This is a genomic window from Caulobacter sp. SRI_008 (assembly GCF_057586355.1).
Genome location: NZ_JBYCZS010000020.1, coordinates 23,988 through 46,966, shown reverse-complemented (window position 1 = coordinate 46,966; position 22,979 = coordinate 23,988). Strand labels below are relative to the sequence as shown.

The following is a 22,979-nucleotide window of genomic DNA, read 5'->3' as shown; positions in this document are numbered from 1 at the left end:
CCTTCGGGTCGGCCGAGCAGAATGGAAGGAGTTGAGACCGACACGTCACCTAAGGTGAAGTCGAGCAGCTCGGGGGGGCAAGCCAAAGTCGGCATGCATCGCGCCAACCATCAGGCCTCCTTGCGGTGCAACAGGGTGGAGAGCGCGAAGCGCCGCAGCCCGGAGGAGTCGAAGTGCTTCGCGCTGAGGGTCATTCCCGCGCCGGCTGGGGGTTCTTCGTAGTGAAAGCCGCTGACGCCGACGACGTCGAATCCATGATCGGCCGCAATGCTGGCGACGATTTCGGCCCACCTCAGGCGCTCGTCCTCCATATCGCCCGCCCCACGCTGGACGATCTGAAGGAAGCCGCCCGGCCGCAACCGCTTGGCGGCAAGCTCGAGCACTCGATCCTCCAGGGCCTCGCGGAGATCCAAGTCGCTTTTCGCGCCAATGTCGTGGGCCACCTTGGTCAGCACCCGGCCCTTGTGGACGCCAGAGAACCACATCGTGACCGCGTCGAGGGGGCCGACCTGGTCGAGCCAGGCCTGAAGGGCCGCATCAGGTAGCATCATGTCTGATTGGATTAGGACGATCTTGCCGCTGACAGTCAGCGGAGACGCCGACGGTTCCGACCCGATCCGATCCTTCAGCAGCTTCTTGAGCTTAAGGCGCGGCGACGCGACAGCTTCGACCGGCAATTGAAGCCACTCTGCTGCCGCAGCCAGGCAACTGGGGTTTTCGTCGATGCCGATGATCAGTCGGTCTGGGCCGCCGACGGCGTCCGCCAAGGCATGAAGCCCCTGACCGAGCCCACACCCAACGTCCAGAACGCGGCGGACTTCGGTTGCGGCCGCAAGCTCCGCAGCCAAGGTTTGGTAGAGGCCTTGCGCTTGATAGTGCGCCGCGTTTACCGCCCAGTCCTCAGCGTACATGGTTTGGCCGACCACCACCCCTTTCAGCGGCGGCGGGCCAAAGATCAGGCCATGGCAATCACGATAGAGCCGGCCACTGTTGCAGCCACACGGGTCGTCAGGCTTGTAGGCGGGCATGGGCGTCACTCGAATTCGGAACCTCGTCTCCGTCCGCCCATAGATAGGCGCTCGACCGGCGACCGGCAGGACATACGGTCCCGCTCATCATCTTTAGCGGTCAAAGTGCTAGGCAGCCTCCACCGAACGTCGCCTTCATGGAGGTGCGTCAACGGCAGCAATTGGCGCGAGCTAGCCGGTCATTCGGACCCACGTTCCGACAGGGCGGAGCGGGGCAGGGCGGTCGACGGAGCTAGGGAAAGAGACTCGCGACATCGTCGTTTGCGAGATGGGAGGTCTATCGCAGGGCGGCGCGTGTCGGTTTGACCCCGCCTGCGCGCAGATCCGCGATTGTCGGAAGGCCGTCGACCGCCATCAGCAGGTCCAACTCGGCCAGAATGCACTTGAGGACGTGGGCGACGCCTTCAGCGCCGCCGAGGGCCAAGCCATAGGCATAGGGGCGGCCGATGCCGACGGCGGCGGCGCCCATCGCCAGGGCGTTGGCGACGTCGGAACCGGAGCGAACGCCGGAGTCGAAGAGGACCGGCGCGTCGCCGCTGGCGGCGACCACATTGGGCAGCATGTCGATGGCGGCGAGACCACCATTCGCCTGCCGGCCGCCATGATTGGAGCAGAAGATCGCGTCGATCCCAAGGTCGACTGCGTGGCGGGCGTCATCGGCGTGGCAGATGCCCTTCAAGACGATCGGCAGGCGGGTGGCTTCGCGCAGCCAGGTAAGATCGTCCCAGGTCAAGGTCTTGCCGAAGGTGGACGCCCAGGTCCCGATGGCGGCGGGCAGGTCCTCGGCGACAGGCTTTTGCAGCATCGCCTGGCAGCGCGGGTCGCAGAAGTAGTTCTGCAGCACGTGGCCCCGCAGCTGAGGAAAGTTGGCGTCGTTGAGGTCCCTGGGGCGCCATCCGGTCACCCAGGTGTCGAGGGTGACGACCAGGGCCTTGTAGCCGGCGGCTTCGGCGCGGCTGATCAGGCTGAGCGCAAGATCCCGGTCACGCGGTGTGTAGAGCTGGAAGAAGCCGGGCGTGTCGCCAAGCTCGGCGGCGACGGCTTCGAGGGGATCGTTGGCTAGGGTCGACGCCATGACCGGCACCCCCGTCATCCGCGACGCTCGGGCGGCGGCGAGGTCGCTGTGACCGTCCTGGGCGCACATGCCGATTACGCCGATGGGGCTCATGAAGATCGGTGTCGGCAGCTTCAACCCGAAGAGATCTATCGATAGGTCGCGACGGGTGGTGTCGACCAGCATCCGCGGCGTCAGCCCCCAGTCGTGGAAGGCCTCGCTGTTGCGGCGTTGGGTGAACTCATCGCCGCAGCCGTCCTGCACGTAGCTGAGAACGTCGGGCGAGAGGGCTGCGGCCGCGCGAGCTTCTAGGGTCGGGCAATCGACGGGGAGCTTCGGCTTCACGCCGCGCAAGCCCAGGCCATAGATCTCGTTCTGGTAAGTCGCCAAAATGCGGCACGCCCGTGCTCCCTTGCTCGGCCCGCTCTGCGGCGCGGCTCGTCGGGCACCTTAGCGCGTTATCTGTGGACGTCAGCCCATCTCAAACAAATGTTTGGCGTGGTTGGTCATGCTGTGAGATCGGCGCGTGGGCGCCTCAGCCGACGCGCTTGTGACCCCAACTGCTCATCTTGTCGTGACGGGCGACGCGCCAGGCAGCTTCGTCAACTTCAACTGCGCCCCACCCGAACTCGACCTCGAACCCCGATGGCGTGCGCGCATAGAACGACACCATCTGGTCATTGGTGTGCCGGCCCAGCGTCTGGACTAGGGGCGCCTTGGCCCGTTCGACGCGATCGAGCGCGAACCCGACCTCGTCAAGCGTCCGGGCTTGGATCATGAAATGATGCATGCGCTTGGGTGCGGGGAAGGGCAGGGGCACGAGCGCCAGGGTGTGGTGGCGCGGATTACAGTGGAAGAACTCCAGGTCGATGGCCATGTCCGGCGTCAGGGACATGCGGATGATGTCGGACAGGGCAAAGCCCAGGACCTCGCAGTAGAAGGCGCGCGCCGCGGCGATGTCCTGGGCGGTCAGGACGATGTGGCCCAGACCCTGGCCGCCGGTGACGAACCCGCTGACCCCGACGGTCGAGGCGAACGGCCGCTCGGTACGCAGCGTCGGCCCATAGTAGACTTCCACGGCCAGCCCCTCGGGATCGACACAACTGATCAGTCCCGTGACCTGGCGCTCGGCCAGTCGCTCCGCGCCGCCCCGCTCGACGGTGACACTCTGGGCTTCCAGACGCGCGGCTACGGCGTCCAGGTGCGCGGCGTCGGCGACCTCGAAACCAGCAAGGACGATGTCGTCCTTGTCGCCCTGGCTGATCGCGATGCGCCAGGCCAGGTCATCGAGGCGGAAGCGCAGATCGCCCGCCGGCCCGTCGACGGCCATCATTCCGAGGATGTCGCTACCGTACGTGCGCCAGGCTTCGAGGTCGGACACCTCGAACCCCACATAGCCTAAGTTCGCGACGCTCATCGGCGCTTCCCTTCTCTGATCATGATACTCAAAAAGCAGGCGGCGGGATCACGCCCGCCGCCCCTTCGAGGTAGGGCCTAGAACTGCTTGGTGATGCTGACGCCGTAGGTGCGCGGGTCGGTGAAGAACCCGTTCCGGAACAGCGCCGAGTCCGACAGATAGAGGTCGGTGACGGCCGTCTCGTTCGTGGCGTTCTTGACGTAGGCCTCGATCGTCAGGCCCTTGGGCTTATTGGCCACGACCACGGAGAGGTTGACGTTCTCCCAGCCTTTCAGACGGTCGGCCTCGGTGTTGTAGACCCGCGCGAACGTGCGGCTCTGGCGGTAGTAGTCGCCGCGCAATGACATCGACCAGTCGTTGGGCAGGACCCAGTCGTACTGCGCGCCGAGCGAGGTGGTCATGCGCGGGGCGTTGGGCAGCTCCTTGCCCTCCAGCTGCGTCGCGAAGCCTTCGCTGGCCGCGGCGTTGTTGCAGATCGTCAGCAGGGCGGTGACCGGCTGGGCGCCGGAATTGATCGCCGCGAGATAGCTGGCGATCAGCGCGGTCGGCGCCACGCAGGTCTGACCGTTGGACGCCTTGGCCACGGCATAGGCTGTGTTGCCGGCCGTGCGGTTGAAGGTGTCGATCGAGCTGCCGGTCTTGATCTTGGTGTCGAGCAAACCGACCGTACCGTTCAAGCGCAGCGGCCTACGCGGCTTCCAGACGAACTCCAGTTCCGCGCCCTTGACCTCGGCGTCGACGTTCTCGACCACCGACTGGCGGTTGGCGACCTTGGCCACCTGATAGTTCTTGTAGTCGTAATAGAAGGCCGTGGCGTTCAGCTGCAGCGAGCCGCCGAGCAGGGTGTTCTTGGTCCCCAGCTCGAACGCGTTGACGAACTCCGGCGCGAACGTGGCCTTGGTTCCGGCGAAGCCGACCGCCGAAGGCGGGTTCACGCCGCCGCCCTTATAGCCCTTGGAATAGAAGGCGTAGAGCAGGGTGTCGTCCGTGAAGTCCAGGTGCGCCTTGTAGTCGAAGCCCAGCCGGCCGGTGACTTCCTTGAAGTCTGCCTTTTGCTGGGCGGGCGTCCCAATGGGATAGCCGCTGCCAGCGATCAAGGTCTCGGATGGGATGTTGTCGACCGTCTTGCTGTCGTGGGTCCAACGCAGGCCCAGGGTGAATTTGAGGTCCTGGGTGGCCTGGTAATAGGCCTCGCCGAACACGGCGCTGGCCTTCAGGTGATAGGGCTGGCGCGACAAAAAGTAGTTGTGGCCCGTGCCGTCGGGCTGGGTGTTGGGGTCGATATAGATGCAGGTCGTTGAGGTGGCCGGACAGGCTGCGCCGCCGTTGCGGGCCGCCGCCAGGGCGGTGATGCCGTTGGAGATGACCTGGTAGGCGGTGTCGGTTTTGTAGTCGACGTAGATGCCGCCGACATTGAAGTTGAAGGGGCCCGAGAAGGACGACTGCAGCCGCAGCTCCTGAGTCCATTGTTTGAAGTTGCCGCTGGAGATGTCGTAGGTGGCCAAACGGTTGTAGGCGCCGATCTGCGGGTCGTTGAACACCCCGCCTGGAGACAGCGCCGTGGTGTTGAACACGCCAGTCGGTTGGGCTCGCGTGTAGTCCTCCGACGAGTAGACGTCATAGGTGCTGTAGGACGTCAGGGACGTGAATTTCAGGTCGTCGCTGAGCTGATAGTGCAGGTTCAGCTCGGCCACGTCGTTCTTGGCGCGGTACCTCGGATCGAAGCGAGACTCGATGTCACGCACGTTCGGCGTCTGCATCTTGCCCGCATAGGGATCGCTGGCGATCAGGCCGGCGGCCAGCGCCGTGATACCTTCCAGCGAGGCCAGGTAGTTGGGCGTGCCCAGCGCCTTGTCCGCATAGATCGAGGTGGCCGAGCAGCCCTGGCTCAAAAGTCCGCGCTCGATACCGGCCAAGGCCGCGTTGGACGACACCGCCACGCCCCCGACATTGGTGGGGCCCTCGTCCTTGGTGCAGTACATCTTGCCGATCCGCGAGCGGCGGTCGTTTTCCTTGAAGTGCTCCCACATCAAGGTCGCGCCGAACTTGTCGTTCGGATCGAATGCCAGGGTTCCGCGCACCGAATAGAGGTCGCGATTGTCGACGTCGGAGCCGGTGGTCAGGTTGGTCCCGAAGCCGTCGCGCTTCAGATAGGAGCCGGCCACGCGCAGGGCAAACATCTCGCCCAGCGGGAGGTTGATCATCGCCCGGGCCTTGCGGGCGTTGTAGTCGCCGATCTCGCCTCGCACCATCGCCTGGAAGTCGTGAGTGGGCTTGGCGGTGATGATGTTGACCACGCCGCCAGTGGCGTTACGGCCATAGAGCGTGCCCTGCGGGCCGCGCAGCACTTCCACCCGCTCGACGTCATAGAACTCCGCTTCGAACAGGCTGTTGGCCGTGAGCGGAGCGTTGTTGAGGTGGATGCCGGTGGCCGTGTCGCCGGAGGCCGCGTTCAGCTTGGAGCCAATGCCGCGGATCTGGAAGTTGTAGCCGATGGTGTTGGACTTGGAGAACGTGACGTTCGGAATGGCCAGCTGCAGGTTGGAGCCGCCGTCGATCTTCTGGCGCTCCAGCGCGCCTTGGCTGAACGCCGAGACCGCGATCGGCACGTTCTGCAGCGACTCTTCACGCTTCTGAGCGGTGACCACCACCTCTTCAATGACGGTGCTGGGATTAGCGCTCGGCTGCCGGGCTTCGGCATGGGTCGCGAAGGCGGCGGCGCAGACACCGGCAGCCAGCATCAAGCGCAAGGATAGGCCTTGTGACATCGTTTCCCCCTCTAGCCATCGCGCCAGAAGGCGACGTGGCCGGCTCTCTGGCCGGATTGATGAGCGCGGCGTCGGTGCGCCGCTGACCTCATGCTGCGTCGGGAGAGGCGGAGGGGATCAGTCGATAATCCATATGCACCCATCGACCCGGCTGATGGATCGCCGTTCGGCCGTGTTCACCTATCGACCGGACCGAAGGCTGGCTGTGTGAAATCGATTTGCGGGATGGGCCGCGACCCCGGCGTCTGGAGAAAAATCCAGGAGGACCGGGAAGATCATGAGCACGACCCTGCCCAGCCACTTCGCCGACGCCGGCGCGCGCAAGATCCACTACCACGTCACCGGTGAGGGCCCGGCCGTGATGTTGCTGCACGGGGGCGGCCCGGGCGCTGCGGGCCTGAGCAACTACAGCCGCAACGTCGAGGCGCTCGGCAAACGCTACACCGTCTACATCCCCGACCTGCCGGGTTATGGCCAGTCGACCAAAGGTCTGAACATGGCCGATCCGTTCGGCGATATCGCCGACGGGCTGGCGGCCTTCATGGACGCCATCGACCTGCCCAAGGCTCACCTTGTCGGCAATTCGCTGGGTGGCGCTGCGGCGCTACGCCTGGCTCTCGACCATCCCGAGCGCGCCGATCGCCTGGTGCTGATGGGGCCGGGTGGCGGCCAGGCTCTGTTCACGCCCACGCCGACCAACGCCCTGATGCAGCTGCTGACCTACTACCACGGTGAAGGGCCCACCGAGGCCAAGCTGAAAGCCTTCATCCAACAGCTGGTCTTCAGTCCGGGCGAGATTACCGACGAGACCATCCGCGAACGTCTGGCCACTAGCGCCGCGGCCGACATCCTGGCGGCCCCGCCGTTGCGCCTCGCCCCGGAAGCGGCCATGGCGCCGGTGCTGTGGCGTGATCCGCGGCTGCCGGGGCTCAAGGCGCCGACCCTGATCCTCTGGGGCATGGACGATCGGGTGAACCCGGTCGATGGCGGCTTCGTGTTCCTGAAGTCGATCCCTGGCGCGGAGATGCACCTTTTCACCGGCTGTGGCCACTGGGTGCAGTGGGAAAAAGCCGAGGCGTTCAACGCCCTGGTCGCCGAATTCCTGTCGCGCTGATCCATCGATCCAGCTGATGCCTGGGTTACAAACTATCGATTTTCCAAAGGTCCAGGGTGAGGCCATTCAAGAGCCCGAGCATCCCGGGGAGGGTACATGACGATCGAGCTGGCCTCTACGATCGAGGCGGTCGCCGACACGCTATTCGAGGCGCGGGCGAACGCTCGCGCTATCGAACCGGTCCGTCACAGGCTGCCGGCCAAGGACATCGAAGCCGCCTACGCCATCCAGCAGCGTAACGTCGGCCGTCACCAAGCCGCTGGCGCGCGGATCGTCGGCCGCAAGATCGGCCTGACCTCGAGCGCTGTCCAAGCGCAGCTGGGTGTCGACCAGCCCGATTTCGGAGTGCTGTTCGATTTCATGGCCCACCACGGCGATGAGGTCGACCTGTCGCTGAAGGACCTGATCTCGCCGCGTATCGAGGCCGAGATCGCCTTCGTCCTGGGGCGCGACATCCTCCAGCCGGACCTGAGCCGCGAGGATCTCGAAGCGTCCATCCAGGGCGTGGCCGCTTCGGCCGAGATCGTCGACAGCGCCATCGCTGGCTGGGACATCGATATCGTCGACACCGTCGCCGACAACGCTTCCAGCGGCGCCTTCGTGCTGGGCCACGTCGAGCCGTTCGTATCGGGTCGCGATCTTCGCTCGCCGACCATGCGTCTGCTCAAGGACGGCGAGCTGGCCGCCAGCGGTAGTGGCGCAGCCAGTCTCGGCGACCCGATCATCGCCCTGGCCTGGCTGGCCGACACCGCCGTCTGGCTCGGCGCGCCACTACGGGCCGGCGACATCATCCTGGCTGGCGCCCTGGGAAAGATGATCCCGCTGGAGCCCGGCCTTCACACCATCGAGATCGACGGCTTCTCGCCGCTGGTCATCACCGCGAGGGCGGCATGAGCAAGACCAAGGTGGCCATCATCGGCTCGGGCAATATCGGCACCGACCTGATGATCAAGGTGATGCGCCTGTCCAAGACGCTGGATATGGGCGCCTTCGTCGGCATCGATCCGGAGTCGGACGGGCTCAGGCGCGCCGAGCGCCTGGGTGTGCCGATTACTGCGGGCGGCATCGACGGCCTCGTGGCCATGCCGAACTTTCCTGAAATCGCCATCGTCTTCGACGCCACCAGCGCCGGGGCTCACAAGCACCATGACGCGGTGCTGCAGGCCCACGGCAAGCAGGTGATCGATCTCACCCCTGCCGCGATCGGTCCGTACACGGTGCCGCCGATCAATGGTTCGGCCAATCTGGCGGCGACCAACGTCAACATGGTCACCTGTGGCGGCCAGGCGACGATCCCGATGGTCGCGGCTGTCGGGCGCGTCTCCAAGGTCCACTACGGTGAGATCATCGCCTCGATCGCCAGCAAGTCGGCAGGGCCCGGCACGCGCGCCAACATTGACGAGTTCACCGAGACCACGTCGCGGGCCATCGAAACGGTCGGCGGCGCCACACGCGGCAAGGCGATCATCGTGCTGAACCCGGCCGAGCCGCCGCTGATCATGCGCGATACGGTCTACTGCCTCTGCGACGACGCCGACACCGCCGCCATCGAGGCCTCGGTTGAGGCCATGGTCGCGGAGGTCCAAACCTACGTGCCCGGCTATCGCCTCAAGCAGAAGGTTCAGTTCGAGCGCCTGGGCGACAACGCGCCGCTGTTCATCCCGGAAATGGAGCGCAGCTTCACCGGCCTGAAGGTGACCATCTTCCTCGAGGTGGAAGGGGCGGCCCACTACCTGCCGGCCTATGCCGGCAATCTCGACATCATGACGTCGGCGGCGCTGAAGACGGCCGAAGCCATCGTCGCGCACCGCGCTCAGAAAGTCGCCTGAGATGACCGACAAGAAGCTCCCCAACCCGAAGCTATATGTCCAGGACGTCACCCTGCGCGATGGCATGCACGCGATCCGCCACAGGTACGATCTCGACCAGGTGCGGGCCATCGCCAAGGCCCTGGATGAGGCCAAGGTCGACGCCATCGAGGTCGCGCACGGCGATGGCCTGTCGGGCTCGTCGTTCAACTACGGTTTTGGCGCCTGCACCGACTGGGCCTGGATCGAGGCGGTGGCCGAGGTGATTTCCCACGCCAAACTGACGACCCTGCTGCTGCCGGGCATCGGCACCGTGCATGACCTCAAGCGCGCCTACGCGTTGGGCGTGCGTTCGGTGCGGGTGGCCACCCACTGCACAGAGGCCGACGTCTCCAAGCAGCACATCGAGTACGCCCGGAGCCTGGGCATGGACGTGTCGGGCTTCTTGATGATGAGCCACATGAGCCCGCCCGAGGCGCTGGCCCAGCAGGCGCTGCTGATGGAAAGCTATGGCGCCCACTGCGTCTACATCACCGACAGCGGCGGGGCGATGACCATGGACGACGTGGCCGCCCGCGCCCAGGCCTATGACCGAGTTCTCAAGCCCGAGACCGAGCGCGGGATCCACGCCCACCACAACCTGTCCCTGGGCGTGGCCAATTCGATCGCCGCCGTCCAGAACGGCGCGATCCGCGTCGACGCCTCGCTTGCGGGCATGGGGGCAGGGGCCGGCAACGCCCCGCTGGAGGTCTTCATCGCCGCCGCCGAAGTCTACGGCTGGAACCACGGCTGCGACCTCTTCAAGCTGATGGACGCGGCCGAGGACCTGGTGCGCCCGCTGCAGGACCGTCCGGTTCGCGTCGATCGCGAGACCCTGAGTCTGGGCTATGCCGGCGTCTACTCGTCGTTCCTGCGGCATGCCGAGAAGGCCGCCGCCGACCACGGCCTGGACGTGCGCACCATCCTCTTGGAACTGGGCAAGCGCCGCATGGTCGGCGGCCAGGAAGACATGATCGTCGACGTGGCCCTCGACCTGGCCGCCGCTCGCCAAAAAGCCGCGAACCAAGGAGGGATGGCATGATCCGCCCCGTCGCCACCGATGTCGTCGTCGGCCAGCGGACCATCCGCGTCAACCAGATCGGGGCGGGACCGCCGATCCTGATGCTGCACGGCGGCGGCCCCGGCGCGACGGGGCTGTCGAACTATTCCCGCAACATCGAGGCGCTGGCCAAGTCCTTCCGCCTGCTGATCCCCGACATGCCCGGCTATGGCGCTTCCACCAAGGGCGTCAGCCGCTCCGATCCGTTCGGGGATCTGGCCGGTGCGATGTTTGGGTTGATGGACGTGCTGAAGATCCCGCGCGCGCACGTCATCGGCAATTCCCTGGGCGGAGCCTGCGGTCTGCGCATGGCCATCGATCGGCCCGACCGGGTCGGGGCGCTGGTGCTGATGGGGCCAGGCGGGGTGGATTCCACCCGCAGCCTGCCGACCAAGGGCCTGCAGAAGCTTCTCAACTACTACAAGGGCGATGGCCCGAGTCTGGAGAAGCTGCGCGCCTTCATCGACGATCTGGTCTACGAGCCGGCGCTGGTTCCCGACGCCCTGCTCAACGAGCGCTACCAGGCCAGTATTGACCCGCAGACCGTGGCCAGCCCGCCGCTCCTGCGGCCCAAGGGGTTCAAGCTCCGCGATATTGACTTCACGCGCGACCCGCGCCTGGCCGCGGTCGCCAATTCTGTCCTCATCCTCTGGGGGATCGAGGACCGCGTCAATCGCGCCAGTGGCGGCCGCTCACTCCTGCGCCGGCTGCCCAACGCCGACCTTCATCTCTTCAGCCGCACGGGCCACTGGGTCCAGTGGGAGCGCGCCGAGGAGTTCAACGCCATCACCCTGGCCTTCCTGGGCCAGCGCGCCTTCAAGGATCGATGATCATGACGCCGTCTCACACCTCTTCGATCGTCGTCGCCGGCGCGGGTCCCGTCGGGATGTCGACGGCCATCGCTCTGGCCCTGCGCGGGGTCGACGTGCTCATCGTCGAACCGCGGGCCGCCGGTGCGCCGCCCAGCGCCAAGTGCAACACGGTTGCGGCCCGGACGATGGAGATCTTTCGCCAGTTCGGTGTTGCCGACGCGGTCCGCGCCGCCGGCCTGCCCGACGACTACCCGACCGACACCATCTACTGCACCAGCATCAGCGGTCCGGAGCTGACGCGCCTGACCATGCCGGCGCGCAACGAACGCGAAAAGCCTGGTTTCCTCGACAGCGCCTGGCGCACGCCCGAGCCGATGGTGCGGGTCAGCCAGCTCTTCCTGGAGCCGATCCTGTTCGAGCGGGTCAAGCGCACGCCTGAAATCACCGTGCTCAACGAGACCGCCGTCGAGCGTTACGAGCAGGACGAGGACGGGGTCACCGTCCACTGTCGCCGCCAGCCCGATGGCGAGGCCTTTACCATCCGCACCCGCTACCTGGTCGGCTGCGATGGCGGCCGTAGCCTAATCCGCAAGGCGATGGGCGTGAAGCTGGTCGGCGACGCCGAGCTGGGTCGCACCCGCAGCACCCTGGTCCGCGCGCCGGGTCTCAAGGCGCTGTTCGGCAAGCGCCGCCCGGCCTGGATGAGCTGGGTGGTCAACGACAAGGTCCGCGGCAATGTCGTGGCCATCGATGGCGAGGAGACCTGGCTCATCCACCGCTCGATGCCTGCCGGCGTCAGCGACTACGAGGCGCTCGACTTCGACCAGTCGATCCGCGACGTGCTGGGCGTGGGACCGGAGTTCACCTGGGAGGTGCTCAATCACGAGGACTGGATCGGCCGCCGCCTGGTCGCCGAACGCTTCCGCGACGGGCGGGTCTTCATCGCCGGAGACGCCGCCCACCTGTGGGTTCCTTTCGCCGGCTACGGCATGAACGCCGGGATCGCCGACGGCGTGAACCTGGCCTGGCTGCTGGCCGCCGTCACCAACGGCTGGGCCGCGCCTTCGATGCTGGACGCTTACGAGGCCGAGCGCCACCCGATCACCGAACAGGTCTCCAAGTTCGCCATGCGCAAGGTGATGGAGAACGTGGAAGCCATGGGGAACGGCTCCGTGCCGTCGGCCCTTTCGGCCAAGGGGCCGATCGGCATGGGCCTGCGGGCTGTTCTCGGTAAGAAGCTCTACGACATCAACGTCCCGCAGTTCGCGCCTGAGGGCCTGAACTTCGGCTACTTCTACGACCACTCGCCGATCATCGCCTACGACGGCGAGGCGCCGCCGTCCTACACGATGGGGGAGATCACCCCCTCGACCGTGCCGGGCTGCCGCATGCCCCACTTCTGGCTTGGGGCGCGCTCGATCTATGACGAGTTGGACCTGGACTACACGCTTCTGCGCTTTGATCCGTCCGTTGATGTCGAGCCGCTCGTCAGCGCCGCCGCCGATGCAGGCCTGCCTCTGAAGGTCCTCGACGCGCCGCGTCCTGACCTGCATCGCGCGTTCAAGACCAAGCTCCTGATCGTGCGCCAGGACCAGCAGGTGGCCTGGCGTGGCGACGCGGCGCCCAAGGACTCCCAAGCCCTGGTTCAGCGCCTTCGGGGGCAGGGCGCGGCGCAACTTGCCGCTTCCCCGGCTTGAGGGCGCACGCGAAGATGACTCGCCTCGTTGGCGCTTGAGGCGAGGATTCGGTCAATGCTGCTGCGGCGTCATAACCTCAATTTGCTGCCGATCCTGCGGGAGCTCTTGCGTACCCGCAGCGTCAGCCGGACCGCCGAACTGGTCGGCCTTTCCCAGTCGGCGGTCAGCGCCGCGCTTTCGCGCCTGCGCGAAACCTTTGGGGACGATCTCCTCGTCATGGTCGGTCGGCGTCTAGAGCTGACCGAGCGTGGCGCCGAGCTCATCGAACAGACCGAGCGGGCCTATCTGGAGGTCGAGACCCTGCTGCGCCCGCCGCAGTTCGACCCCATGGAGGAGACGCGGCGGTTCATCGTCGCAACGGCCGACTATGTCTCGCTGTTGGTTGCGCCGCCCCTGACCCGCCTGATGGCGCAGGAGGCTCCCAACGCCTCGGTCCACTTCATCGACGTTCCAGGCAATGTCACCGCCGAGGTTGTGCGAGGCACGATCGACATCGTCATGGTCCCATCCGACACGGCCGAAGGGGTCTATGACGGCAGTTCCATGCATCTCTTCGACGACGAGATGGTCGTGATCTCCTCGCGCGAGCACCGCGCTTTCGAGGGGCCACTGACGCGCGAGATCTACGAGACCAGCCGCCACGCCATGTTCCAAATGTCGCCCAAGATCGAGACCACCCACCAGATTTTGGGCATGCGCGAGGGCGGCGTGGAACAACGCAATCGCGTCATCGTCCAACAATTCACCGCGCTGCCGGCGATCGTGGCCAGCACCGATTGCCTGGCCTTGGTCCAACGACGGATCGCCGAGCGTTTCGCCCGCGTGCTCGACATCGAGATCCATCCCCCTCCGTTCGAGATGTCTCCGGTGAACGTCTGCGCCTTCTGGGGACGCTCAATGGAGCGCGACCCGGCCCACGCCTGGTTCCGCGGCCTGCTGCGTCAGATCCATCCCTAATCGGCCACCTATCGACCGGCCTGATACCTCGCCCTGAACTATCGAATTATCCGCGAGCCCGGTCTCCTTCAGCCTCTGGGTCAAGTCGCGACGACGGACCAAGGTGAGGCCATGCCCAAGACCCCTCAGACTGACGGCCGCATCGACACCCGCATCGGCTATGTGGTGGTCGAGTCCAACCGCCTGGACCGCTGGCGCGTCTTCGGCGCCGAAGCCCTGGGCATGCACGTCGACACCCTGGAAGACGGCGCTCTGGTGTTTCGCCTGGACGACCGCCAGGTGCGGATCCTGGTCCGGCCCGGCAGGGCCGAGGACGTTGTGGCCCTGGGCTGGGAGTTCGAGGACGAAGCTGACCTGGCCGCCATGCGCGAGCGGTTGACCGCCCACGGCGTGAGCCATGCGGCTGGTGACAGGGGCGAAGCCCTGGCGCGGGGCGTCAACGAATACTTCGCCTTCGACGGCCCCAAGCGCCTGCGGATGGAGCTGTTCACCGGGCCGCGCCAGAGCAACCAGCCGCTGCGCATCAAGGGCTCGGGCTTCGTGGCCGGCGAGCTTGGCCTGGGGCACGTGGCCATCATCACACAGCGCCCGGAGGCGGTGATCGCGCAGTTGGAGACCCTGTTTGACGCGCGTCTGTCCGACAACATCACCGATCGCCTCTCGGGCATCGAGATGGAGTTCACCTTCCTGCACATGAACCCGCGCCACCACTCGGTGGCCGTGGCCGCCACCAAGGGCAAGCGGGTCGACCCGATCGGCAAGCGCGTCCAGCACCTGATGATCGAGGCCGCCAGCCTGGACGACGTCAGCGAGGCCTATCGCCGTTGCAAGGACCTGGGCTTTCGCATCGCGATGAGCGTGGGCCAGCACCCCAACGACAAGAACATCTCGTTCTACGTGGTCACGCCGTCTGGCTTCGAGATGGAGCTGGGCTGGAACCCCGTGCTGATCGACGAGGCGGCCTGGGAGCCGACCACCTACCGCGGCATCAGCCAGTGGGGACACGAGCCCGAGTTCAAGCCCTCGATGGGCGAGATCGCCGCCGCGCTCGGCCGCGTGGTCGGCTCGATCATCCGCCCCGGCGGCTGACCCACCGTCTCCAAAACAAGAAAAGCGCCCCGGGAGGGACAACATGGATCCAACTGCCCCCATCGCCCAGGATTCCCCCCAGGCCTGGCGCATGGCTATCGCCGTGGCCGTTTGCCTGGTCGTCAGCTCACCAGCGCTGTCGCTCTACACCGCTGGCGTCTTCATGAAGCCGATCGTGGCCGACCTTGGCTGGACGCGCGGCGGCTTTTCGACTGCTTCGGCGATGAGCGGGCTGACGGCCGCCTTCGCCGCGCCCTTCATCGGCCGCATCGTCGACCGCAAGGGCGCGCGCTTCACCCTGCTGGTCGGCGTGCCGCTGATGGCGCTGGGCTTCTTCCTGACCGCGGCATTTGCCCGATCGCCACTGACCTACATGGCCTTCGCTGTGCTTGGCGGCCTGGCGGCGCCGGTCCAATCCTCCATGCCCTACGCGCGCATCATCGTCGGCTGGTTCAATCGTCGCCGGGGCATCGCCCTGGGCGTGGCGCTCAGCGGGGTCGGGGTCGGCGCGGCCCTCAGCCCACGGATCAGCCAGGCCCTGATCGAGACCGAGGGCTGGCGCGTGGCCCACGCGGCTTTGGGCGCAGCGTTGCTCGTCATCGCCTATCCGGTGATCCTGCTGGTCCTGAAGACGCCGGCCGGCGCGTCCAAAGCCATCGCCAACGCCCCCGCTCTGGAAGGCCTCAGCGTGCGCGCCGCCCTCAAGAGTCGCCTGTTCTGGGTGATGGCCTTCGGCTTCTTCACCAACGCCGCAGCCGTCAACGGCGCGGTCGTCCACCTGCCGGCGCTGATCACCGACCGCGCTTTCTCGCCGGGCCTGGCGGCGACGATCGCCGGCCTCTTCGGCGTCACCATGCTCCTGGGCAGACTGATCGCCGGTTGGTTCGTCGATCGCTACGCCGCCTCCAAGGTGGCCTTCTGGCTGTTCGTGCCGGTCACCCTGGCGCTGCTCGTCCTGGCCAGCGGTTTGGGCGGCGTGCCTGTCCTGGTCGCTTGCGCCGTCTGCGTCGGCGTCGCCATGGGCGCGGAGATCGACCTGGTGGCGCTCTTGGTGTCGCGTAACTTCGGCTTGGCCCACTTCAGCGAGATCTACGGCTACCAGCTATTGCTCTTCACCATCGGTATCGCGCTGGGCCCCGCGATCCTCGGCCGCGTCTTCGATGCCCAGGGCGCATACGGCGCGGGCCTGGTCGGCCTGGCCGCCGCCTCGCTGGTCGGCGCTTTGGCGCTGCTGTCGCTGGGCGAAACCGGACCCACCGAACCGGCCAGGCACGCTGATCCAGTCCATTCCTGATCGTCCTACGTCTTTCGGAGAATCCGATGACCGCCCAGAGCTCGACCGTCTCCCAACCGCTCACCGAGCTGCCGACGCCTGAGGAGATGCTTGCCCGCGCCGAGGCCTTGGTCCCGATCCTGCGCGAACGCGCGGCGGCCTGCGAAGCCAACCGCTCAGTGCTTCCGCAAACCGTGGCCGACTTCGAGACCGCCGGCTTCTACAAGATGCTGCAACCGGCGGCCTACGGCGGCTACGAGATGCATCCGATGGCGGCCTTCCGCGTCGCGATGACCCTGGCCAAGGGATGCCCGTCGAGCGCTTGGTGCATGAACCTGGTTTCCGTCCACAACTGGGAACTGGCGCTCTACGCGCCCCAGGCCGCCGAGGACGTCTGGGGGCAGGACGTCAACACCCGGATCTCCTCGTCCTATGCGCCGTTCGGCAAGATCGAGAAGGCCGAGGGCGGTTTCAGGGTCAGCGGCCGCTGGCCCTGGTCTAGCGGCAGCGACCACTGTCAATGGGTGTTCCTTGGCGGCGTCGCTCCCAAGGAGCCGGACGCCTTCATGTCCGATATGCGCGTCTTCCTGATCCCGCGCTCGGACTATGTGATCGACGACACCTGGCACGTGATGGGCCTGAAGGGCACGGGCAGCAAGGATATCGTCGTGGACGGCGCCTTTGTCCCCGGGCACCGCTCTCACAAGTTCCTCGACTCCTTCATGATGCAGGACGTCGGTCTCCAGACCTTCACCTCGCAAAGCTATCGCTACCCGTTCGGCGTGGTCTTCGCCTACTGCCTGTCGGTCGTGACCCTCGGCATGGCCGACGGCGCCTTGGAGGCCTTCCGCGAGCAGATGCGCGAACGCTTAGGGGCCTATGACGGCGCCAAGGCGCTGGAGGATCCGTTCGTGCGCCAGCGCCTGGCCGAGGCCGAAGCCCTGATCCGCGGCGCCCACGCCAGCCTGGAGGCCTCCTTCGCCGAGATGGACGGCCACGTGGCGGCTGGGACGGCCTTACCGATCGAGTTGCGCGTCCAGAACAAGTGGAACGCCCAGCACATCGCCAAGACCGCGATGCAGGCCATCGAGCTGCTGTTCAAGGCCACTGGTGGGCGCGGCATCCGCGAGGAGAACCCGATGCAGCGGTTCTTCCGCGACGTCCACGCCGCCTCCAACCACGCCTATCTCAACGCCGACAAGGGTGCGATCAACGCTGGCGGGGTTCTGATGGGGTCGCAGACCACAGACTTCGCCCTGTGAGCGCGCTGCCGCCCGTCGACACCGAGGGGTTTCGCCAGGCGATGGCCCGCATGCCCGGCGCTGTCTCGGTGGTGACCGTTCAGGCCCCCGAGGCGCGCTACGGACGTACCGTCAGCGCGGTGATGTCGTTGAGCGCCAATCCGCCCAGTCTGCTGATCAGCCTGTTGGCGAGCGCGTCCCTCGCGGAAGCGGTGGCGCGGGGCGGGGCCTTTTCCTTGGCCGTCGTCTCCGAGACCAACCTATCCACGGCCATGGCGTTCTCCGGGCGACCGCCGATGGCCATGGAGGAGCGCTTCGGGATCGGGGCCTGGGTGCGCGGCGGCTGCGGCCTTTGGCTGGACCAGGCGAGCGTCAATCTCGATTGCCGGGTGACCCAGGTGATGGACATCGCCACCCATCGGGTCATCGCCGCTGAGGTCGTGGCGACCGAACATACCGACCAGCCACCACTGACCTATCTGAGTCAAACGTTCGGTCTCCACGCCCCGCTGGGGGGCTAGCGATCACGGAGCCGGTCGGCGAGGTCGACAATTGGTCCGGTGACGGCCCGCCGGATCTTGGTCTTCACCGGTTCAGCCGAAGGCTGGGCGTCTCCCAGTCGCGGAAAGAGCGCCAGGGCGTTGTCGCGATTGACCTTGGCCACCGTGGCCGCGTCAAAGACGTCAGGGCCTTCCAGGGTCTTGACCTCCATCCCGACCGCTGGGGCAGGCGCGAACGGATAGTCGCTACCGAACAGGATCTGAGAGGGCTCGACCAAAGCCTTCAGCGCGGACATGGCCCACGGAGAAGGGGAAAGGGCGGTGTCGTAGTAGAAGCTACGGACATAGTGCAGCACGCCCTTTGGGATGTGGCGCGCGAACTGCGGCTGGTCGTTAGCCAGGGACAGACGCCAGGCGATGTAGGGCAAAAATCCGCCGGCGTGCGATAGGATCCAGCGGATGTTGGGATAGCGCTCGACCGTTCCACTGAAGATCAGGTTGGTCGCCGCGCGGGTCGTGTCGCAGAGAAACTCCACGAAATAGCCTGGGATCGACAGGTCCAGCTGAGTGCTGGTGGCGTGCATGTTGGGATGCTCGAAGACGATGGCGCCGCGTCGGTCCAGTTCCGCCATCAGCTCGTCGAGCTTGGGGTCGCCCAGGAAGACGCCCTCGGTGCTGCCCAGGAGCACCACGCCGTCGGCCTTGAGGACGTCCAGGGCATAGATGGCCTCGGCGCAGGCCTGCTCGGTGAAGGGCATGGGCAGGACGGCGAAGAAGCCGAACCGTCCCGGATGATCCTGGACTAGGTGCGCCGAATACTCGTTGCACGCTCTGGCCAGGTCGCAGGCCTCGCCCAGGTCGCCGAAATAGACCCCAGGCGCCGACAGGGAGGTGATCGCCGCCTCGATCCCGTAGAGATCCATCACCCCGATCGAGCCCTGCGGTGTCCAGGCGGGCAGGGGCGCGCCAGCCACCTTCGACAGCCCATGGCGTTCCATCGCCTGGCTGAAGGCGGGCGGGACGACATGGTGATGGACGTCGATGCGACGGGGGGAGGCGGTCATGACAAGTCTCCTGACGAAGACAATGTTGTGCCGCGCCCTCCGCCTCGGGGGAAAATCAAAACCCTGGGGGTGTCATCGAGCTGGCCGATGCGTCATGGGACCAGGTGCGTCGAGGGGAGTGTTCACCTCTGGCCAATGTCTGGATCCCGGATCGATCCAAGGTCGGCTCCTGGCGCAGGGGCGCCGAACGTGTCGCTAAGCCGGCTTGCGGCCAAACTGCTGGCGCAGTTCATCCTTGGCGGCGTTGAGCACCTGTTTGCGCTCGGCCGACAGGTTGTCGCCCGCACGGTTGATGTAGAAGGTGAGCATCGACATCGCCGACTGGAACGGCGTGCCCTTGCGCCGGTGGCTATGCTCGGCCGAACGCTTGAGGGAGGCGGCGATTTCGGCCGGATCGTCCTGCTCGAAAAGGTGGGCCTTCAGGTCGAGCGCGTCACTCGCCTCGGTGAGCTTGGCCGACCATTTATGGTCGTCAGCGACCTTGGGCATGACCAATTCCCTTCTGTGTTTGCCAATGGCTCTTCATCCGCTCACCTTTGTTTAGGACCGGACTTGAAGGTGTCGCCTACGTCCGCGGAGGCGCCGCCATCCGGCCCAGCCTTGGCTTGTGACCGCTTGCCCGTTCGCTGGACCGCTTTCCTCCCGCCCAGCGCCGTGAATTCGCCCGGGGCCTCCGCCCCGTTGGCCTTTCGGCCTTCGGCGTTCTGATCAGACATGATTTGTCTCCGTTCCAGGGCCTGCGCCTCAGCAAAGGCGTGGTGTTAGGCCTGGGCGTGCGACCCGACTGGCAAGATCGCGTCGCCTTTCGGCGTCCACTCACCCGCCAATTGGCGCCTTAGATCCAAAACCCGCACGCGCGCGCCGCCGGGATGCTTTGCGGCCAGCCGCCTGGCTTCTCGCTCGGCCTGTCCGCCCGTTTCGAAAAACAGAACTTCACCGGTGTCGCAGAGCTTGACCGACCAGCCCCCTTCAAACGGGGAGATCTCGAAAACGCAGGTCATTGTCGCCTCCGATTTCGCCGCATCGAGGCGCAGGCTCGCTACGCACGGCCATACAATCAAGATCGTGGATGGAAAGAGGGCCGCTCGAGAGCGGCCCTCCGAAAGTTTAGCGTTCAGCGCCGCCGGCGTCGCTGCGGTCCGGACGGATGTCGCCGTTACCGCCGGTGACACCGCCGTCATTCAGACCATCCTGGCCCGTGCCTTCGACGCCTTCATTGGGGCGACGCTCACGATCGGCCTGTTGGTTTTGCTGACCCGGCTGGGCCTGCTGGGGGTTCTGGTCTTGCTGCTGGGGCTGGCGCGTTTCGCCCTGCTGGTTCTGCTGCCCGGCCTGCCGGCGCTGGGCGTCATTGGGCTGTTGCTGCAGGCCTTGATTGTCGCGGTTGTCGCTCATGGTCGTCTGCTTCCCATCTTGATGTTGGCCGCGCCGATGGACGTGGCGAGAGGCAAACGATGGATGTCCGCGGCCTGTTCCTCTGTCGGAAATGCGACATCCGAACTGCAGCTAAACCACTGACTTTGCTGTGGGAACGGGGTGAAGCGGCGGGAATTTTGTGGGTTTGAACCCCTCTCAAAGGAGACGCCAAATGCCTCGAGGCGACAAATCCAAGTACACCGACAAGCAGGAACGCAAGGCCGACCACATCGCCGAGGGCTATGAGGCCAAGGGCGTTTCGGAGAAGGAAGCCGAGCGCCGGGCCTGGGCCACGGTCAACAAGGACGACGGCGGCGGCAAGAAGGAGGGCGGCTCCGGACGCGGCAAGTCCACGGGTCATCCGGCGGCGCATAAGGGCGGCAAGGCGGGTGGCGAAGCCTCGGCCCACCGTGGCGCCGCCGACCGCTCGGCCTCAGCCAAGAAAGCGGCCGCGACACGCAAGCGCAACGCCGAGCATCACGCCCATCCCTAAGGGCGTTTAGCGCCTCGAGCCGCGCCAAAAGGCCGGAAGCGGCTCTTGGCTTTACCGCTGCCGGCGCCGAGCGGAACCGACGCTCGCCGGACCGGATTTCTGAAGACTTGATCCCCAGACGCCCATCAAGGAGCTCCCCATGCCCGATCAAACCCTGGCCGGCCGCAAGGTCGCCGTGCTCGCTACCGACGGCTTCGAGCAGTCGGAACTGGAAAAGCCGGTCGAGGCCCTGAAGGCCGCCGGCGCGCAGGTCGAGGTCGTCTCGCCCAAGGGCGGGCAGATCCAGGGCTGGGAGCACCACGACAAGGGCCGCACCGTGCCTGTCGATCGCGAACTGTCGGCCGCCAAGCCCGAGGACTACGACTCCATCGTCCTGCCGGGCGGGGTGATGAACCCCGACGCCCTGCGGCTGGAGCCCAAGGCTATCGACTTCATCAAGCACTTCGTGACGACGAAGAAGCCGATCGCCGCGATCTGTCACGGGCCCTGGACGCTGATCAACGCCGGCGCCGTCGAGGGCAAGGAGATGACCTCGTGGCCGTCGCTGGAAGCCGACCTGAAGAACGCCGGCGCCAACTGGATCGACCAAGACGTGGTGGTGGACGATGGGCTCGTCACCTCGCGCAAGCCCGACGATCTGCCGGCGTTTTGCGCCAAGATGGTCGAGGAGTTCGCCGAAGGTCGCCATTAGGCGCATGGCTCGGGCGACCATTACGAGATGGGAGGCCGCGCTGATTGCGCGGCCTCAGCTTTCGTGTTTGGGGACCGGGGCGACAAGCCGCAGCTCTCCCAACAGGGCGTGTTTGGTCGCCGTTATTATTGCTCGGGATGATCGTTGACCCAACCTCCAACGGGCGATGCAGCGTGGCGAGGTTCAGCCTCGGGTTCAGGCCGGCTGGACAACGCTTTGGTTCAGGGATCGAAAAATTTCTGATGCGAGCGTCTTGACGCTTTTCGGCCGTGTCCTAATTCATCGCGTGCTTGCCGGGCGCCGACAGGGCCTGGCCCTGGGGCGCATAGCGCGTGGCTTGGCGCCCCTCATGTCCAACTTGCTTTCGAGGAGATGGAAATGAGCACCGTTTTTGATTTCAGCCCTCTCTACAGCTCCATGATCGGTGTGGATCGCATGGTCGATCTTGTCGAGACGGCGCTCCGCACCGAAGCGAGCGCCAGCTATCCCCCTTACGACATCGAAAAGACCGGTGAGGCCGCCTACCGCATTTCGCTGGCGGTCGCGGGCTTTGCGCCAAAGGATCTCGAGGTCGTGGCCCAGCCCAACCTCCTGGTGATCAAGGGCCGAAGGGCGGCGAACGAAGACCAGGGCGCGCGAACCTTCCTTCACCAGGGCTTGGCCCACCGCGCGTTCGAGCGCCGGTTCGAGCTGGCCGACTATGTCGTGGTCAAGGACGCCGTCCATGCCCATGGCGTCTTGTCGATCGATCTGGTCCGCGAGGTGCCTGAGGCCTTGAAGCCCAAGCAGATCGCGATCGGAGTTGGCGCGCGCCAGCAGGCGCTGGAGCTCAAGCCGGCCAAGACCCGCAAGGCCGCGTAAGGAGCTGGCCATGCGCACGCACATCCATGCAAACGACCGGGCGCGTCGATGGCCCGTTCGACCGGCGGTCGGCTTCCTCCACCCCTTGGAGGTGCTGAAGGATCAGGATCTCGATCTTACCGAAAAGCGCGAGATCCTGGCGGCCTGGGCGTCGGACGCCAGCGCGGTCGAGCACCGGCCTAGTCAGAGATGGCTCTTGGGAACGCCCGGACCTGTGCCGCTCAGCGAGGTCCTGTCCGCGCTGCGCCGCCTGGACCGCGACATGTTCTCTTGAGTTGGGGCGGGCGGTCGGCCAGCGGAGGGCCGGCCGCCACTTCATTCCCCACGCTGTTTTGCGTAACGACCATGCCTTGTTTCATCTTTCTCGAGCCGTCGGGCGACGGCTGGATCGTTCGCGGCGACTTTCGCGGCGGTCCCCTCCAGTTCCCCACCGGCGCCCGCGCCGAGCAGGCCGCGCGTGACTTGGCCCATCGCCTGGCGGACGCCGGCGAGCCTGTGGTCTTGGAGATTCGGCTGCGCGATGGCGCGCGCGCCGGCCGCTTCTTGTTTCCACCTCACGGGCCGCAGACCGAAGCGGCCTTGGCGCGGCGCGCTTAG

At 66.1% G+C, this 22,979-nt stretch carries 21 protein-coding genes and 1 pseudogene; 16 read left to right on the top strand and 6 right to left on the bottom strand.

All coding sequences use genetic code 11. From position 1 onward, the window contains the following. Positions 1-110: 110 nt before the first annotated feature. The 4 genes and pseudogenes from AC2YHT_RS17710 to AC2YHT_RS17695 form a co-directional block, all read right to left on the bottom strand. Positions 111-1,028: an SEC-C domain-containing protein gene (locus tag AC2YHT_RS17710; protein WP_487291081.1), complete on the bottom strand. Its 918-nt coding sequence runs from the start codon at positions 1,026-1,028 to the stop codon at positions 111-113. A 277-nt stretch (positions 1,029-1,305) separates the two neighbouring features. Beyond that, positions 1,306-2,482: pseudogene (locus AC2YHT_RS17705) on the bottom strand (alpha-hydroxy-acid oxidizing protein). A gap of 135 nt (positions 2,483-2,617) precedes the next feature. Then, positions 2,618-3,499, bottom strand: coding sequence for a biphenyl-2,3-diol 1,2-dioxygenase (gene bphC / locus AC2YHT_RS17700; protein ID WP_487291080.1), 882 nt, complete (start codon positions 3,497-3,499; stop codon positions 2,618-2,620). A gap of 77 nt (positions 3,500-3,576) precedes the next feature. Beyond that, a complete protein-coding gene (locus AC2YHT_RS17695) occupies positions 3,577-6,240 on the bottom strand; it encodes a TonB-dependent receptor (protein WP_487291177.1) in 2,664 nt (887 codons plus the stop codon). A 304-nt stretch (positions 6,241-6,544) separates the two neighbouring features. On the opposite strand from AC2YHT_RS17695, the gene AC2YHT_RS17690 reads away from it, so the two are divergent. From AC2YHT_RS17690 to AC2YHT_RS17640, 11 genes are all read left to right on the top strand, one after another. Beyond that, positions 6,545-7,381, top strand: coding sequence for an alpha/beta fold hydrolase (locus AC2YHT_RS17690; protein WP_487291079.1), 837 nt, complete (start codon positions 6,545-6,547; stop codon positions 7,379-7,381). A gap of 96 nt (positions 7,382-7,477) precedes the next feature. Next, a complete protein-coding gene (locus AC2YHT_RS17685) occupies positions 7,478-8,275 on the top strand; it encodes a 2-keto-4-pentenoate hydratase (RefSeq protein WP_487291078.1) in 798 nt (265 codons plus the stop codon). Further along, entirely contained in the window at positions 8,272-9,210 is a 939-nt protein-coding gene (locus AC2YHT_RS17680; RefSeq protein ID WP_487291077.1) for an acetaldehyde dehydrogenase (acetylating), read from the top strand. Before AC2YHT_RS17685 ends, AC2YHT_RS17680 begins: the two co-directional genes overlap by 4 nt. A 1-nt stretch (position 9,211) precedes the next feature. Further along, entirely contained in the window at positions 9,212-10,270 is a 1,059-nt protein-coding gene (gene dmpG, locus AC2YHT_RS17675; RefSeq protein ID WP_487291076.1) for a 4-hydroxy-2-oxovalerate aldolase, read from the top strand. Next, positions 10,267-11,118, top strand: a complete 852-nt coding sequence (locus tag AC2YHT_RS17670; protein ID WP_487291075.1) for an alpha/beta fold hydrolase — start codon at positions 10,267-10,269, stop codon at positions 11,116-11,118. Before dmpG ends, AC2YHT_RS17670 begins: the two co-directional genes overlap by 4 nt. A gap of 2 nt (positions 11,119-11,120) precedes the next feature. Then, positions 11,121-12,797: an FAD-dependent monooxygenase gene (locus AC2YHT_RS17665; RefSeq protein ID WP_487291074.1), complete on the top strand. Its 1,677-nt coding sequence runs from the start codon at positions 11,121-11,123 to the stop codon at positions 12,795-12,797. Between the two features lie 27 nt (positions 12,798-12,824). Then, the gene (locus AC2YHT_RS17660; RefSeq protein WP_487291073.1) at positions 12,825-13,754 is read left to right on the top strand and encodes a LysR family transcriptional regulator; all 930 of its coding nucleotides are present in this window, start codon (positions 12,825-12,827) and stop codon (positions 13,752-13,754) included. Positions 13,755-13,865: 111 nt separating this feature from the next. Continuing rightward, complete coding sequence (locus AC2YHT_RS17655; RefSeq protein ID WP_487291072.1) at positions 13,866-14,843, top strand: VOC family protein; 978 nt, start codon at positions 13,866-13,868, stop codon at positions 14,841-14,843. 43 nt (positions 14,844-14,886) lie between these two features. Continuing rightward, entirely contained in the window at positions 14,887-16,137 is a 1,251-nt protein-coding gene (locus AC2YHT_RS17650; RefSeq protein WP_487291071.1) for an MFS transporter, read from the top strand. Between the two features lie 26 nt (positions 16,138-16,163). Continuing rightward, positions 16,164-17,378 (top strand): acyl-CoA dehydrogenase family protein, encoded by a 1,215-nt coding sequence (locus tag AC2YHT_RS17645; protein ID WP_487291070.1) that lies wholly within the window; start codon positions 16,164-16,166, stop codon positions 17,376-17,378. Then, entirely contained in the window at positions 17,375-17,878 is a 504-nt protein-coding gene (locus AC2YHT_RS17640) for a flavin reductase family protein (RefSeq protein WP_487291069.1), read from the top strand. The genes AC2YHT_RS17645 and AC2YHT_RS17640 overlap by 4 nt, the downstream gene beginning before the upstream one ends. Here the strand turns inward: AC2YHT_RS17640 and AC2YHT_RS17635 are convergent. Beyond that, entirely contained in the window at positions 17,875-18,921 is a 1,047-nt protein-coding gene (locus AC2YHT_RS17635; RefSeq protein ID WP_487291068.1) for an amidohydrolase family protein, read from the bottom strand. The two genes, AC2YHT_RS17640 and AC2YHT_RS17635, sit on opposite strands and share 4 nt — an antisense overlap. A 195-nt stretch (positions 18,922-19,116) precedes the next feature. After that, a complete protein-coding gene (locus AC2YHT_RS17630; RefSeq protein ID WP_487291067.1) occupies positions 19,117-19,410 on the bottom strand; it encodes a DUF3175 domain-containing protein in 294 nt (97 codons plus the stop codon). A 462-nt stretch (positions 19,411-19,872) separates the two neighbouring features. On the opposite strand from AC2YHT_RS17630, the gene AC2YHT_RS17625 reads away from it, so the two are divergent. From AC2YHT_RS17625 to AC2YHT_RS17605, 5 genes are all read left to right on the top strand, one after another. Continuing rightward, entirely contained in the window at positions 19,873-20,439 is a 567-nt protein-coding gene (locus AC2YHT_RS17625) for a hypothetical protein (RefSeq protein ID WP_487291066.1), read from the top strand. Positions 20,440-20,509: 70 nt separating this feature from the next. After that, positions 20,510-20,830 carry a plasmid stabilization protein gene (locus AC2YHT_RS17620; protein ID WP_487291065.1) on the top strand — a complete coding sequence of 107 codons (321 nt, stop codon included), beginning with the start codon at positions 20,510-20,512 and terminating at the stop codon, positions 20,828-20,830. A 139-nt stretch (positions 20,831-20,969) separates the two neighbouring features. Beyond that, complete coding sequence (locus AC2YHT_RS17615) at positions 20,970-21,521, top strand: type 1 glutamine amidotransferase domain-containing protein (RefSeq protein ID WP_487291064.1); 552 nt, start codon at positions 20,970-20,972, stop codon at positions 21,519-21,521. A gap of 372 nt (positions 21,522-21,893) precedes the next feature. Beyond that, positions 21,894-22,382, top strand: coding sequence for an Hsp20 family protein (locus AC2YHT_RS17610; RefSeq protein WP_487291063.1), 489 nt, complete (start codon positions 21,894-21,896; stop codon positions 22,380-22,382). 10 nt (positions 22,383-22,392) lie between these two features. After that, positions 22,393-22,656, top strand: coding sequence for a hypothetical protein (locus tag AC2YHT_RS17605; protein ID WP_487291062.1), 264 nt, complete (start codon positions 22,393-22,395; stop codon positions 22,654-22,656). The last annotated feature ends 323 nt before the right edge of the window (positions 22,657-22,979 follow it).